General features: G+C 70.3%; 10 protein-coding genes. 2 read left to right on the top strand and 8 right to left on the bottom strand.

What is annotated here, in order from left to right; genetic code table 11:
* The first annotated feature begins 31 nt into the window (after window positions 1-31).
* The gene (locus LC438_RS03435; protein ID WP_223585857.1) at window positions 32-1522 is read left to right on the top strand and encodes a polysaccharide lyase 6 family protein; all 1491 of its coding nucleotides are present in this window, start codon (window positions 32-34) and stop codon (window positions 1520-1522) included.
* A 64-nt stretch (window positions 1523-1586) separates the two neighbouring features.
* Here LC438_RS03435 and LC438_RS03430 read toward each other — a convergent pair whose 3' ends face one another.
* Window positions 1587-2627: a LacI family DNA-binding transcriptional regulator gene (locus LC438_RS03430; protein WP_105672934.1), complete on the bottom strand. Its 1041-nt coding sequence runs from the start codon at window positions 2625-2627 to the stop codon at window positions 1587-1589.
* A gap of 2 nt (window positions 2628-2629) precedes the next feature.
* Window positions 2630-3877 carry a mannitol dehydrogenase family protein gene (locus LC438_RS03425; RefSeq protein WP_223585856.1) on the bottom strand — a complete coding sequence of 416 codons (1248 nt, stop codon included), beginning with the start codon at window positions 3875-3877 and terminating at the stop codon, window positions 2630-2632.
* A 137-nt stretch (window positions 3878-4014) separates the two neighbouring features.
* On the opposite strand from LC438_RS03425, the gene uxaC reads away from it, so the two are divergent.
* Window positions 4015-5427, top strand: a complete 1413-nt coding sequence (gene uxaC / locus LC438_RS03420) for a glucuronate isomerase (protein ID WP_223585855.1) — start codon at window positions 4015-4017, stop codon at window positions 5425-5427.
* Between the two features lie 143 nt (window positions 5428-5570).
* Here uxaC and LC438_RS03415 read toward each other — a convergent pair whose 3' ends face one another.
* The 6 genes from LC438_RS03415 to LC438_RS03390 all read right to left on the bottom strand — a co-directional run bounded on the left by LC438_RS03415 (window position 5571) and on the right by LC438_RS03390 (window position 13632).
* The gene (locus LC438_RS03415) at window positions 5571-7508 is read right to left on the bottom strand and encodes a chondroitinase-B domain-containing protein (protein ID WP_223585854.1); all 1938 of its coding nucleotides are present in this window, start codon (window positions 7506-7508) and stop codon (window positions 5571-5573) included.
* Window positions 7509-7544: 36 nt separating this feature from the next.
* Window positions 7545-9128 (bottom strand): discoidin domain-containing protein, encoded by a 1584-nt coding sequence (locus LC438_RS03410; protein ID WP_223585853.1) that lies wholly within the window; start codon window positions 9126-9128, stop codon window positions 7545-7547.
* 261 nt (window positions 9129-9389) lie between these two features.
* Window positions 9390-10148 (bottom strand): sugar phosphate isomerase/epimerase, encoded by a 759-nt coding sequence (locus tag LC438_RS03405; protein ID WP_223585852.1) that lies wholly within the window; start codon window positions 10146-10148, stop codon window positions 9390-9392.
* Window positions 10149-10247: 99 nt separating this feature from the next.
* Complete coding sequence (locus LC438_RS03400) at window positions 10248-11207, bottom strand: sugar phosphate isomerase/epimerase (protein WP_223585851.1); 960 nt, start codon at window positions 11205-11207, stop codon at window positions 10248-10250.
* Window positions 11204-12472, bottom strand: a complete 1269-nt coding sequence (locus tag LC438_RS03395) for a dihydrodipicolinate synthase family protein (protein ID WP_223585850.1) — start codon at window positions 12470-12472, stop codon at window positions 11204-11206. The genes LC438_RS03400 and LC438_RS03395 overlap by 4 nt, the downstream gene beginning before the upstream one ends.
* The gene (locus LC438_RS03390) at window positions 12472-13632 is read right to left on the bottom strand and encodes a Gfo/Idh/MocA family protein (protein ID WP_223585849.1); all 1161 of its coding nucleotides are present in this window, start codon (window positions 13630-13632) and stop codon (window positions 12472-12474) included. Before LC438_RS03390 ends, LC438_RS03395 begins: the two co-directional genes overlap by 1 nt.
* Window positions 13633-13706: the final 74 nt, after the last annotated feature.

Below are 13706 nucleotides of genomic sequence, written 5' to 3'. Positions count from 1 at the left end.
CTCCACCCCCATCCCTCGACGAGGAGGAAAAATGAAACGCCGAACCTTCATCCTGTCCGCCGTGGCCGGTGCCGCGGCGGCCGTCTCCATCCCGCAGCAGGCGGGCGCCGCCGTGCTCGGCCGGCCGTCCGCGGCATCCGCCCGCGATCGCATCGCGCCGATGCTGCCCGGCCGCGGGCCGTACTCGCACGTGTCGAGCATCGCCGAGCTGCAGACCGCGGTGCGCGCGATGACCAAGGGCGGCACGATCATCGTCGCCGACGGCACCTACGCCGTGCCGGACGGCGCCCCCATCGACCTCACCGGAGTGGGCGGACGCGGCAACAAGCCGCTCACGATCATGGCGGCGACCGTCGGAGGCGTCACCCTCACCGGAGCGCAGAGCTTCGTCTTCGACGGCACGCACGACCTCGTCATCAGCGGCTTCGTGTTCACGCAGTCGACGATGATCGAGGTCCTGCCGACCTGCAACGCCGTCACGTTCAGCCGCAACGAGTTCCGCCTGGCCGACATCGAGGGCATGCACTTCATGATGGTGCGCGCCGACAACACGGTGATCGAGTACAACCACTTCCACAGCAAGTCGACGCTGGGGCTGTTCCTCGGCATCGAGGGCGCGAACTCGACCGAGATGGCCGAGAACGTGCACATCCACCACAATTACTTCTCCGACCACTCCTTCCCCGGAGACAACGGCGGCGAGCCGATCCGCCTCGGCGTCAGCCCGCGCGCGCTGAGCAGCGCCTATGCGATCGTCGAGTACAACCTCTTCGAGCGCACGAACGGCGACCCTGAGGCGATCTCGGTGAAGTCCAGCGACAACACCGTGCGCTTCAACACCTTCCGCGACAGCGGCGGCGGCATCGTGCTGCGGCACGGCAACCGCACGCGCGTGGAGTCGAACCACATCATCCGCGGCCAGCGCGGCATCCGCATCTACGGCAACGACCACGTCATCGTGAACAACTACATCGGCGAGACCGCCGACACCGCCGTCGTGCTCGGCGCGGGCACCGTGCGCGACCACTACGAGGGGGAGCCGGCGAACTCCCGCAACAAGAACGACGCGGTCGACCGCGTGCGCGTGGCGCTCAACACGATCGTGGGCAACGCGGGCGGCATCTCCGGTGAGACGCATCGCCCGATCCCCCCGGCCGACTGCGTGATCGTCGACAACATCATCCAGGGGGATGCCGGAACCCTCGCGAGCGTGCCCACCGGCACCGGCTTCACGTGGGCGGGCAACATCGTGTGGGGTGCGGCGCCCGACGGCGACCTGCCTGCGTCCGGCTTCACGCGCGTCGATCCGCTGCTCGCCCGCGACGCCGCCGACGTGCTGCGCATCGGCAGCGGCAGCCCCGCGGTGAACGCGGGGACCCAGGACCACTCGGCGTTCGTGCGAGACGACATCGACGGTCGCAAGCGCACCGGTGCGGCCGACGTGGGCGCGCACGAGCTCGGCTGGGGCCACGCGAAGCGCGAGCCCCTCACCCCCGAGGACGTCGGCCCCCTCGCCTGCTGAGCACGCAGGAGGGGCGGATGCCGTCGGCATCCGCCCCTCCTGCGTCTCCCCCGGGGGTGACGGATCAGCGGGCGGCGGGGCCCGTCGACCCGCGCACGACGAGCGTGGTCGCGAGGTCGAAGCCGTCGGCCGAGACCTCGGTGTCCGTCACACGTCCGAGAAGCGCCGCCATGGCGTAGTCGCCACCCTCGCGCAGCGGCGACTTGATCGTCGTGAGGGGCGGCGAGGTGAAGTCGGCCCCGAAGATGTCGTCGAAGCCGACGACGCTGATGTCGGCGGGGATGCGGATGCCGGTCTCGACGAGCTCCTGCATGAGGCCGATGGCGATGAGGTCGTTGTAGGCGATCACGGCGGTGGCGCCGCTGTCGCGCACGGCCACCGCGGCGCTGCGGCCCCCTGCGACGGTCGGTGCGACGGAGTCGAGCGTCGCGAGCTCGATGTGCGCCCACTCGCAGCGCTGGGCGAGCAGCTCGCCGCGGCGCCGGGCCATCCACGACAGCGGAGGACCCGGCACGTACGCGATGCGGCTGTGGCCGAGCCCGCGGAGGTGACGGACCGCCTCGGCGATGCCGTGCTGCACGTCGGGGATCACCGACAGCACATCGTCGACGAGGCGGTTCACGACCGCGACCGGCTTCTGCCGTGCGAGCGCCGTGATCTGCTCGTCCGACATGCGCGGGGTGGCCAGCAGCATCCCGTCGACCATGCGCAGCATCCGCTGGGCGCGCTCGTACTCGCGTTCGTCCGACTCCTCGGACTCGGTGAGCACCAGCGTGTAGCCCGACCGGGTGGCCGCCGCCTCCGCGCCGCGGATGACGTCGAAGAACACCGGGTTCGTGATGTCGGAGACCACGAGGCCGACGATCGAGGTGCGCCCGGTCGGCAGCGCCCGCGCCATCGGGTTGACGTGGTAGTTGAGGGTCTCGGCTGCTGCGCGGATGCGGCGCTCGGTCACGGCGTTCACGCGACCGGGCCGGTTGAGCGCACGCGACACGGTCGACGGATTGACGCCGGCGAGCTTGGCGACGTCGTAGATCGTCACGCTCTCGGACGCACGCACGGCCTCCGACTCGGCGGGCGATCCGACCGCGATGTCGTCTGCCATGCCTAGCTCCTCACTGGTTCGACCCGCGTCGCCGCTGCGACGGGATCTTCTTCCAGCCTACGGAGTTCTCGTCCGATCGCCGCGCGCATTGCGGCGGCGGTTCTCCCCGCCCCGTCCAGGAGAGCGTCGATCTCGGCGGGCGAGTGGCCGCCGGCGATGGCCCAGGCCGCGATGACGGATGCCGGGGCCGCGGCATCCGCTCCCGATCGCAGCGCGTGGTCGAGCACGGGGACGATGCGGACGGGCAGCTTGTGGGCGCCGTCCGTCGCGATCTGCGCGAGCAGGTGACGGATGCGCGGGTTGGCGAACCGGACGCGCGTCGCGGCGATCGCCTCCTCGACCTCACCGCGGGGCAGCACGCAGCTCTCCGCGGCGACGGTCCAGTACTCCTCCACGAGGTCGCGCAGGGCGGGGTCGCCGAAGGCGGAGGCCACGTCGTCGATGCCTCGCAGCAGCCCGTGGTAGGCGAGCAGGGAGTGCGCGCCGTTGAGCAGCCGCAGCTTGCGCTGCTCGTAGGGTGCGAGGTCGCGCGTGAACCGCACGCCGACGCGTTCCCACGCAGGACGCGGCCCGGCGAAGCCGTCTTCGATCACCCATTCCGAGAAGGGCTCGGTGACGACCGTGCCCTCGTCGCGGATGCCGGTGGCGCGCTCGACCTCGTCGATGTCGGCATCCGTCGTCCGGGGGGTGATGCGATCGACCATCGAGGAGAGGAACACGACGTGCTCGTCGATCCAGTCGGCGAGGGTGTGGTCGATCCTCATCGCCGCGTCGAACACCGCGTCGCGGGCGACGTCTCCGTTGCCGCCGAGGTTGTCGCAGCTGATGACGGTGAGCGGTCCCGCGCCCGAGGCGCGCCGGGCCGCGAGACCGCCGGCGAGCCTCGTCGACGCGGTGCCGCCGGGCAGGTAGCCCGCCTCGGTGACGGTGAGGGTCACGATGTGCGTCTCTGGGGCGGCGAGCGTCTGCTCCCAGGGGGCTCTCTCGGCGCCGTCGTGGACGGCGCGGATGCTGCGCACCTCGCTGAAGCCGTCGCCCTCCGCGCCCCTGGTGACGAGCGTGTACCGGCCGCCCCTCGCCTCGAGGAGGCGGGCCTGGGTCGCCGAGCGCCCGGTGAAGGCGACGATCCGCCAGCGCTCCCCGACCTCAGCCGCGCGGTCGGTGTACCACGCCTGATGGGCACGGTGGAAGGCGCCGACGCCCAGGTGCGCGATGGTGGGCGCCTCGGTCTCTGACTGCCCGTGCGGCATGCGTTCTCCTCCGGTCGGATGCCGACGACGGCGTCGACTTCCGACATTCTATGGCAAACGGTTGCCAACCGCACGGGAGAACAGGTACCGTCGATGAAGGGATCCCCGCATCCCCCGCACGACCGCCGAAGGACAGCATGCCGACCACGAAGATGCATCCGGATCGACTGTTCCCCAGCGATCCCGCCACCCGAGACATCGCCCGCGAGCTCTACGCCTCCGTCGCCGACGCCCCGATCTGCTCCCCGCACGGCCACGTCCCCGCCGCCCTGCTCGCCGAGAACGAGCCGTTCGCCTCGCCCACCGACCTGCTCATCACGGGCGACCACTACGTCACCCGCGTGCTGCACGGGGCCGGCATCCCCCTCGGCCGCGTGCAGGCGCCCTCCGGCGAGCCCGCCGTCGACCCTCGGGAGGCCTGGCGCGTGCTCGCCGCGCACTGGCGTCTCTTCCGGGCGACGCCCGTGCAGTACTGGCTCGAGTACCAGCTCAGCGAGGTCTTCGGGGTCACCGCACGGTTGAGCGCCGACACGGCGGACGCGATCTACGACGAGGTCGCCGAGCTCCTGCGCGAAGACGAGTTCCGCCCCCGCGCGCTGTTCGAGCGCTTCGGCGTCGACGTGCTCGCCACCACCGACGACCCCGCAGACGACCTCGCCGCGCACCGCGCCCTCGCCGCCGACCCCAGCTTCCACGGCAGAGTACTGCCCACGTTCCGCGCGGATCGGGTGATGGACCCGTCCGCGCCCGGATGGCTCGCCGCCGTCGATCGGCTGGCCGCGGCATCCGGCATCCCCTGCGGCACCTACGAGGGGATGCTGGCGGCGCTGCGCTCCCGCCGCGCCTACTTCCGCTCGGTCGGCGGCACCGCGACCGACACGGGGGTGGCCGACGCATGGGCCGTTCCGCTCGACCCCGCCGAGGCCGCGCGCATCCACGTCGCCGGCTTCCGCGGGCGTGCGACCGCCGCGGAGGGCGTCGCCTACCGCCGCGACATCCTCTACCGTCTCATCGAGATGTCGGCCGACGACGGCATGGTGATGCAGCTGCACCCGGGGGTGCACCGCAACCACCACGCGCCGACGCTCGCGCGCCACGGTGCCGACACCGGTCATGACCTGCCGCTGCCCACCACGTACACCGAGCCGCTGCGTCAGGCGCTGAACGACTTCGGCACGGGCACCGCGCTGCGGCTCGTGCTGTTCACGGTCGACGAGACCGCGTTCTCGCGCGAACTCGCCCCTCTCGCCGGCTTCTATCCGAGCGTGTACGTCGGCGCCCCGTGGTGGTTCCTCGACACCCCCGACGCGATGGAGCGCTACCGCCGCGCCATCACCGACAGCGCGGGCTTCGCGAAGACCTCGGGCTTCATCGACGACACGAGGGCGTTCTGCTCGATCCCCGCGCGTCACGACATGGCACGCAGGGCCGATGCCTCGTACCTCGCGTCGCTCGTCGCCACGCACCGGCTGACCGAGGCGGATGCCGCGGAGATCGCGCTCGACCTCGTGCAGCGCATCCCCTACGACACGTTCCGCATCCCGCGCTGAGTTCTGGCGCCCCGTTCGCACGACCCCGACCGAAGTCGCACGACCCTCACCGCGTTTCGTCTCGCTCCGCTCGCTCAACGACCCGCGCCCCGCACGCGGAACGGCCGCCCCTCGAGAGGGACGGCCGTTCGCGTGTGCGCGGGCTACGGGGCGCTCGGGCCGACCTTCGAGGTGGTCAGCGGAGCACGCGTCGCCGCGTTGCTGGTCGCCTCGTGGGCGCCGACGTCGTAGACGCCCGCACGCTGACGGCCCTCGATGTCATCCGTCACCCACGTGCCGTGGTCGGTCATGAACGCCGCGTTCACCGCGGGGCTCGACGAGCCGATCTTCCACACGCCCGTGGCATCCTGGGCGAGCTGCGGGTTGACCCGCGTGTAGCCCACCGTGGGGATGTTGCCGTTGGCGGCCGATCCCCACAGGATGTTGCCGCGCCAGTAGAAGTCCTGCATGAGCGGGACGTCGGCGAGCTTGTTCGTGCTGCCCTGGAAGATGTTGTCGACGATCGTCACGTTCCGCGGCTCCACCGTGCGGTGCGTCTCGCCGGCCAGGCCGTTGACGTTGTTCACGACGGTGTTCAGTCCGATGCGGATGCGGTCAGGAGCGTCGTACTTCTTGCGCGAGTCGGCGCTCTCCCCCACGAAGTGGTCGCGCACCGTGCCGGAGCCGACGATGATCGCACCGTCGACGTTGCTGATGCCGCTCACGTAGTTGTTCATGATCACGTGGTCGTTGCCGTAGATGCGGATGCCGTTCTCACCGTTCAGGATGTAGTTCGACAGCACCTTGTTGTTGTTGCCGTGGCGCAGCACGATGCCGCCCTTGCTGTCGCGGATCGTGTTGTAGCGGATGGTGTGCCCGCTGGACTTGACCGAGATCGCTTCGGGGTCGCCGTTCGCGTTCTCGAACAGGTTGTACTCGACGATCGCGCCTCCGCTGGAGAGGGCCTTCGGGCTGGTGCCGAGCCTGATCGACTCGCCGCCGTTGGCTCCGGCGAAGGTCTGGTCGGAGAAGTAGTTGTGGTGGATGTGGGAGTTCTTGGCGACGGTGTCCGTTCCCGGTCCCTCGATGCCGAGGTACACGCCGATCGTGCTCTTGCCGTGGAACCAGTTGTAGGCGATCTCCGAGTCGTCCGAGCGGACGATCAGGTTGTGCTCGGCCGACTGGGCGAAAAGGAACTCGTTGCGGATGAAGTCCACCGCCTTGCTGCTCGAGCCCACGTCGATCGTCGTCGACTGCGTGAACCTGAAGCCCTGGATGCTGACGTCGTGCACGCCGGAGAAGGAGAAGCTCGATGATCCGGTCAGCGTCACCCCGCCGACGGTCTCAGCCTTGATGGTCACCGGCTCGGACGAGGTCCCGGAGGCGCCGGAGCCGAGGCTCACCGCGGAGGAGACGCTGTAGCTGCCGTTCTTCAGCACGATCGTGTCACCGGGATCGGAGTTGTTGATGGCCGTCTGCAGCGCCGAGATCGAGGTGACCGTGGTGGTCGAACCGCTGCTGCTGCCGCCGCCCGGGGTGCCCGGCGTGCCGTAGACCTGCAGCTCCCAGAGCGAGTAGCCGTAGGCGGTGCCGCGCGCGGTGCCGTGCACCCGCAGGTAGCGGCCGGTGCCGTTGAGCCCTGTGATGTCATCGGTGCCGCCGTCGCCCGCCGTCTCGTTCTTGAGCGTGGTCCAAGTCGTGCCGTCGTCCGAGATCTGCACCGTGTACGTCGATGCGTAGGCATCCTCCCAGTTCAGCAGCACCCGAGACACCGAGGCTCCGGCGCCCAGGTCGACCGTGATCCACTGCGGATCGACGCCCTCCTGGCTCGCCCAGCGGGTGGTCGAGGATCCGTCCAGAGCGGCGGATGCGGGGAACGCGGACGTCTCCACGGAGGATGCCGTCACCGGACGCCCCTGCGAGATGAGCGTCTCGGCGAGCGGGCCGACCTCGGTGGAGGTCAGCGGGCCCGCCTGGCCCGCCGGCGACGCCGGTGCGGCGGACGGGGGTGCGATCTCCGCGGCGCCGGCCGCAGCCGGCACGCAGGTCAGCGACAGGGTCGCGGCGGCGAGCACCGCGATGACCCGATGGGTGGTCTTCATATGCAGCTTCCGATCTTCGTCGATGGGGAGACGCGGTCAGGGGGTGACCGCGACGTTGGTGAGCCCGGAGGTGGCGCCTGTCACGGTGTTCGAGGCGTAGACCTTGTTGGGGTTGGCTGAGCACTTCGAGGTCGAGGAGACGAACACCGCGTAGCGGCCGACGCCGCCGAGGTCGGAGTCGTTGCCGCGCCAGATGTTGCCGCATCCCCAGCCGGTGAGCGGATTGTGGGTCTCGTAGCCGTTCGCGAAGACGCCGGGAGAGGAGAAGGTTCCAGTGTTGTCCTCGAAGAGGTACCCGTTGCCCTTGACGTCGACCCAGGAGTCGGCCGAGTTCTGCCCGGAGAGCCCGGTGCCGTCGAAGGTGTTGCCGCGGACGACACCGCCCTCGGTGCCCTCCTTGACGTCGATGTGCTCGGCGGCGATCCCGGGGCCGAAGGCGTTGTCGAGCACCTGGACCCGGTCGGAGCGGTCACGCCCGGACGAATCGGCGTAGCAGGTGAAGTTGGAGTTCGCGGAGCCGAGGTAGAGGCCCTCGCCGTACCCGGGCTGGGCGAGTCCGGTGCGCATGATCTGCGAGTTCCTGATGACGCCGTCGGCGGAGGACTTCCGGAAGTGCACTCCCTCGTCGTCGATGTCGCGCACGAGCACCCCGTCGATCGTGACGTGGGTCGCCGTGTCGAGCACGATGCCCTTCTTCGCGTCGGCGACGGTGAGGCCCGAGACGTTCCAGTAGGAGGCGCCGTACAGCCAGAGACCGTATCCGGAGTCCCAGCCGTCGCCGGGGTGCGGGCATCCGTTCAGGGTGCCGCTGGGGCCGTCGTTCGTGATGACGGCCGTGCGCGGACCGGTGAGCGTGATGGGAGCGGATGCCGTGCCCGGCGTCGTCGCGACGAAGCTGCCCTGGTAGGTCCCCGGCGCGAGGCGGATGGTCTGGCCGGGGGTCGCGGCCGCGAGGGCCGACGTGAGCTGCGCCGCCGTGGAGACGTCGACGATCGTGCCGCCGCCCGGCGTGCCGGTGCCGGCCGTGCCGTACACCTGGACCTCGTACAGCGAGTATCCGTACGAGGTGCCGCGGGCGGTGCCGTGGATGCGCAGATAGCGTCCGGTGCCGTTCAGCCCCGTGATGTCGTCGGTGCCGCCGTTGCCCGCCGTCTCGTCCTTCAGCGTCGTCCACGACGACCCGTCGGCGGAGATCTGCACTCGGTACTTCGACGCGTACGCGGCCTCCCAGTTCAGCAGCACCCGTGACACGGACGCCCCGGCGCCCAGGTCGATCTGGATCCACTGCGGGTCGACGCCCTCCACGCTCGCCCAGCGCGTCGTTCCCGACCCGTCCACCGCGGCGGATGCCGGGAATGCCGATGCCTCCACGGACGACGCCGTGGCCGGACGCCCCTGCGAGATCAGGGTCGCCGCGGTGACGGATGCCGCCGGCTGAGCCTCGGTTGCGGAGGCTGCGGACGGAGTGGGGCCCGCGGTCACGGGTGCCGAGGCCGCCGGCGATGCGGTGCCCGTGGAGGCGGAAGCCGCTGTGGCGACGCCGAGTGGCAGCGCGACCGCTGCGGCGACGCAGGCCGTGAGGAGGCGCCTGCGGAAGGAAGTGGATCGTGCGTGTGACATCGTCGTCTCCTGCGCGTTCGGAAGAGCATCCGTCGGAGCCGGTCAGCCCCGTTCGTAAAACTTCTTACCATTAGTCAGCCGGTGTGCGCCAGTGTTTTTGGCAAACGTTTGCCAGCCGGACGACACCACTCTACGACACGGAACCGCTCCCGAGCCAGCACGAATGCTCACGCGCAATCGGCGCCTCGCGCCGGTACACGGCGGGCGCAGCGACATCAGGTGCCGGATCGAGGGACTCGCTTCCCCGCCGTGAGCGCGACGTCAGGCCGCGAGGTAGGAGCGCAGCGTCGCCGCCTCGGATGCGAGGAGCGACGGGTCATCGCCGGGCACGAACTCCAGCAGCGCGTCGCGCGGCGGCTGCGCGGCGGCGCGCGCGTCGGAGAAGAAGCGCGTCCACAGATCTACGCGCTCGCGGAGCGGGAGGCGCTCCTTCACCGGCCACCAGGAGAAGACGTGGGCGGCGCACGTGTGGGCCGCGATCTGTCGGTACTCGTCGATGGCGTCATCGACGGATGCCGCGACCGTCGGCTGCCAGTAGGTGCGCAGGTGCGGACTCCCGACCTCGGCGAGGAGCCGCAGCGTCGACGGCGCGGTGGCGGCGAGGGTGCCGGAGTGGAACTCCAGCGCCAGTTCGATGCCCCGCTCTCCGGCTTCGGATGCCGCGGCCCGCAGCCGCTCGACGACCCGAGTCCACTCGGCATCCGTCGCTTCTGCGGCGTCGACGGAACCCGCCCAGATCCGCACGCGGTCGGCGCCGAGAGCCTCCGTACTGTCGAGGACGGGGGCGATGTCCTCCCCCGCTCCCGCCCGGAAGTACGACCCGTACGACGCCACCGCGAGGCCGGCATCCCTCGTCGCCCGCGCGACCCACTGCGCCCGGACGGTGTCACCCGCAGGCACGTGCACGTCGCCGCCCCACTCGATCGCCTCGAGCCCGGCGTCGGCGGCGAGCGCGACGATCTCCTCGGGCCCGAGTGCTCGGAAGGTCACCGAGCAGAGCCCTGCGCGGATCCTGGTCATGTGCTCATCCTCTCGTGTTCTCTCCTGCAGCGCCCGCAGCCCCGTCGCGGGCGACGGAATCCGTTTCGGCGCCGCAACCGCACCGGTCTTGGAGTGGCCTCACCCCAGGTGCGGAGACACCGCGGCGGCGAAGGTCTCCGCGGTGCGGCGCACGACGGCATCCGGAGCATCCGCCCAGATGTCGGCGTTGAAGATCTCGACCTCGATGTCGTGGTTGTACCCGGCCTGGACGACGGCACGGGTGAGCGAGCCGAAGTCGATCACCCCGTCGCCCGTGTAGTGCCGCGACAGCAGCACATCGGCGGAGAGCGGGGTCTTCCAGTCGCACACCTGGTACGTCGCGATGCGGCCCTCCCGCCCTGCGCGGGCGATCTGGTCGAGCACCTGCGGATCCCACCAGATGTGGAAGGTGTCGACCGCCGCGCCGACGACCGCAGGCTCGAAGTCCGCCGCGATGTCGAGCGCCTGCCCGAGGGTCGAGACGACTGCCCGGTCGGACGCGTACATCGGATGCAGCGGCTCGATCGCGAGCGTCACCCCCGCCGCCCTCGCGTCGTCGGCGAGCGCGCCGATCGCATCACGCACTCGTTCCCGCGCACCCACGAGATCGCGTGAGCCCGCGGGAAGACCGCCGGCCACGAGCACGAGCACGGCCGTCGACCCGTCGGCGCCCGCCGCGGCGAGCGTCGCGGTCTCCTCGATCGCTCGACGGTTGTCGTCGAGCGCTGCGGTGCGCTCCGGTCCGTCGGGCAGGGTGAAGAAGCCTCCGCGGCAGTGCGTCGTGAACCGCAGACCCGAGTCGGCGAGCATCCGCGCGGCGACGTCGAGTCCGACCTCGTTCACGGGCTCGCGCCAGAGCCCGATGGCCTGGATGCCGGCATCCGCCGTCACCCGCAGGGCCGTCGCGAGGTCGGCGTGCTTGATCGTGGCCTGATTGATCGACAGGCGAGGATCGGGGGCGCCGTCGCTCTGTCGGCTCAGATCCCGAATTCCGGTCGAAGGGATGCCGTGTCGACCGACATTCGGGTTTCCTGCTGACGTTCCGGCCTGGATGCTCATGCGTCGACTCCGTTCAGACGCAGCATCCCGTGCCAGCGCTCTCGCGCGAGCTCCGGATGCTCCAGCGCGAGCGAGGCGTTCGCGAGCTCGACGATGCGGCTGAGGTGCGGGAGGCTGCGGGCCGAGTGGAGCCCCGCGACCATCTGGAACGCGGGCTGGTGACCGTTCAGCCAGGACAGGAAGGCGACACCGGTCTTGTAGTAGAACGTCGGCGCGGCGAAGACCTGCCGACTGAGCTCCTCCGTCGGGCCCAGGATCTCCCGGTAGCGCGCCGGATCCCCTGCGTCCAGCGCCTGGATCGCTGCCGATGCGACCGGGGTGATCGCGGCGAACGCGCCGAGCAGCGCATCGGAGTGCCCGCTGTCTGAACCGCCGAGTTCACGTCCTCTCGCCGAGTGCACGGCATCCTCACGCGAGCTTCCCGTGCGCTCGGCGACGTCCCGTGAATTCGACGTTCCCGCGTCCGGCGCCGGGTCGCCGCCGATGAGACCCACGTAGTTGAAGTCGTCGCCGGTGAACATGCGCACGCCGTCGGGCAGCTGCGAGCGCACGGCGATCTCGCTCTCGGCGTTCAGCAGGCTCATCTTGACGCCCCCGACCTTGCCGGGGTTCTCCGCGATGATGTCGAGGAGCACGGCGGATGCCGTCTGCCAGTCGTCCGCTCCGAAATAGCCGGCGAGCTCCGGATCGAAGGCCGTGCCCAGCCAGTGCAGCACCACCGGAACGGTCGCGCTCTCCAGCACCGCGCGGTACACGTGACGGTAGTCGTCGGCATCCGCGGCCACGCGCGCGAGGTGGCGGGAGGCCATCAGCACCGGCCCCGCCCCCTGCTCCTCGGTGAAGTGCAGCTGCTCCCGGTAGGCGTCGATCACCCGATCGAGCGAGATGCGCTGCTCGTCGACGTGGTCGGTGTTGACGCCGACCACGACCGAGCCGCCTTCCTCGCGCGCCACCTCGGCGCTGCGGGCGATGAGCTCGCGGGTGGCCGCGGCATCCAGTCCCATGTTGCGCTGCGCCGTGTCCATGGCGTCGGCGACGCCGAGACCCCACGAGTACACGTTGCGACGGAACGCGAGGGTGGAGTCCCAGTCGATGTCCGCGGGACGACCGGGGGTGTTGTCGGCGTGCGCCTTCGGCACGACGTGCGCCGCGGCGTACGCGACGCGGCTGCGCAGAGCGGATGCCGGGCGCGCGTAGCCTCCGGAGTCGTTCAGCGCCGCGTGCGACACCGTGCCGTCGGGTGCGAGGAGCGTCAGAGCGGCCATCAGAGCGCCAGCGGTTCGATGGCGATCTTGCGGCCCTCGGCACTGGAGGTGAGGCCGGCTTCGGCGAACCGCACGCCCTTGGCGCCGGCGAGCAGGTCGAACGGGTACTCGGTGCCCTCGACGTAGGAGACGAGGTACTCCTCCCACTGCTGGCGGAAGCCGTTGAGGAACACGTCGTTGGTCGGGACCTTCTGCCAGTCGGCGTCGTAGTCGCGGGTGTCCTCGAGGTCGGGGTTCCACACCGGCTTCGGCGTGGCGTTGCGCGGCTGGATCTTCGCGCCGAACAGTCCGACCACGGCGGAGCCGTGCGTGCCGTCGACCTGGAACTCGACGAGCTCGTCGCGGTTCACGCGCACGGTCCAGCTGGAGTTGATCTCGGCGATGATGCCGCCCTCGATCTCGAAGATGCCGTACGCGGCGTCCTCGGCGGTGGCGGTGTAGTGCTCGCCCTTCTCGTCCCACCGGTCGGCGATGTGCACGGCGGCCTGCGCGTACACGCTCGTGACCTCGCCGAACAGGTTCTCGAGCACGTAGTTCCAGTGCGGGAACATGTCGGAGATGATGCCGCCGCCGTCTTCGGTGCGGTAGTTCCAGCTCGGACGCTGGGCGGGCTGCCAGTCCCCCTCGAAGACCCAGTAGCCGAACTCGCCGCGCACCGACAGGATGCGTCCGAAGAAGCCGGAGTCGATGAGGCGCTTGAGCTTCTGCAGGCCGGGGAGGTACAGCTTGTCGTGCACGACGCCGGTCTTGACGCCGGCGGCCTTCGCCAGCCGGGCGAGTTCGAGCGCCTCGTCGAGGGACTCCGCCGTGGGCTTCTCCGTGTAGATCGCCTTCCCCGCGGCGATGGCCTTGCGGATGGCGGTGGCCCTCGCCTTGGTCACGAGGAAGTCGGCGTAGATCTCCCACCGCGGGTCGGCGAGCGCGGCATCCAGATCGGTCGTGTAGTCCTCGATGCCGTGCTTCTCGGCGAGCTCGGCGAGCTTCGCCTCGTTGCGTCCGACGAGGATCGGCTTCACGGTGATGCGGCTGCCATCCGGCAGCTCGATGCCGCCCTCTTCGCGGATCGCGAGGATCGAGCGCACCAGGTGCTGCCGGTAGCCCATGCGTCCGGAGACGCCGTTCATGATGATCCCGATCTCGCGGGTGGTCGCCTGTGACATCAGTGGTCCGTTCTGTGGGAAGCGAGTGCGCGTCCATCAATGTGGGTAAGCGCTTTCCGACAGCATCCCATGCC

Origin of the sequence: Microbacterium sp. OVT16B, from assembly GCF_019969705.1 — a bacterium.
GTDB classification, from domain to species: domain Bacteria; phylum Actinomycetota; class Actinomycetes; order Actinomycetales; family Microbacteriaceae; genus Microbacterium; species Microbacterium natoriense.
This window is presented reverse-complemented; position numbering and strand designations above follow the sequence as displayed.

Bases quoted from the DNA above. Each gene is read 5' to 3' on its own strand.
- LC438_RS03405 (WP_223585852.1), bottom strand. From the start codon at position 10,148: ATGACCAGGATCCGCGCAGGGCTCTGCTCGGTGACCTTCCGAGCACTC.
- LC438_RS03435 (WP_223585857.1), top strand. From the start codon at position 32: ATGAAACGCCGAACCTTCATCCTGTCCGCCGTGGCCGGTGCCGCGGCG.
- LC438_RS03395 (WP_223585850.1), bottom strand. From the start codon at position 12,472: ATGGCCGCTCTGACGCTCCTCGCACCCGACGGCACGGTGTCGCACGCG.
- LC438_RS03390 (WP_223585849.1), bottom strand. From the start codon at position 13,632: ATGTCACAGGCGACCACCCGCGAGATCGGGATCATCATGAACGGCGTC.
- LC438_RS03400 (WP_223585851.1), bottom strand. From the start codon at position 11,207: ATGAGCATCCAGGCCGGAACGTCAGCAGGAAACCCGAATGTCGGTCGA.
- LC438_RS03415 (WP_223585854.1), bottom strand. From the start codon at position 7,508: ATGAAGACCACCCATCGGGTCATCGCGGTGCTCGCCGCCGCGACCCTG.
- LC438_RS03410 (WP_223585853.1), bottom strand. From the start codon at position 9,128: ATGTCACACGCACGATCCACTTCCTTCCGCAGGCGCCTCCTCACGGCC.
- LC438_RS03425 (WP_223585856.1), bottom strand. From the start codon at position 3,877: ATGCCGCACGGGCAGTCAGAGACCGAGGCGCCCACCATCGCGCACCTG.
- LC438_RS03430 (WP_105672934.1), bottom strand. From the start codon at position 2,627: ATGGCAGACGACATCGCGGTCGGATCGCCCGCCGAGTCGGAGGCCGTG.
- uxaC (WP_223585855.1), top strand. From the start codon at position 4,015: ATGCCGACCACGAAGATGCATCCGGATCGACTGTTCCCCAGCGATCCC.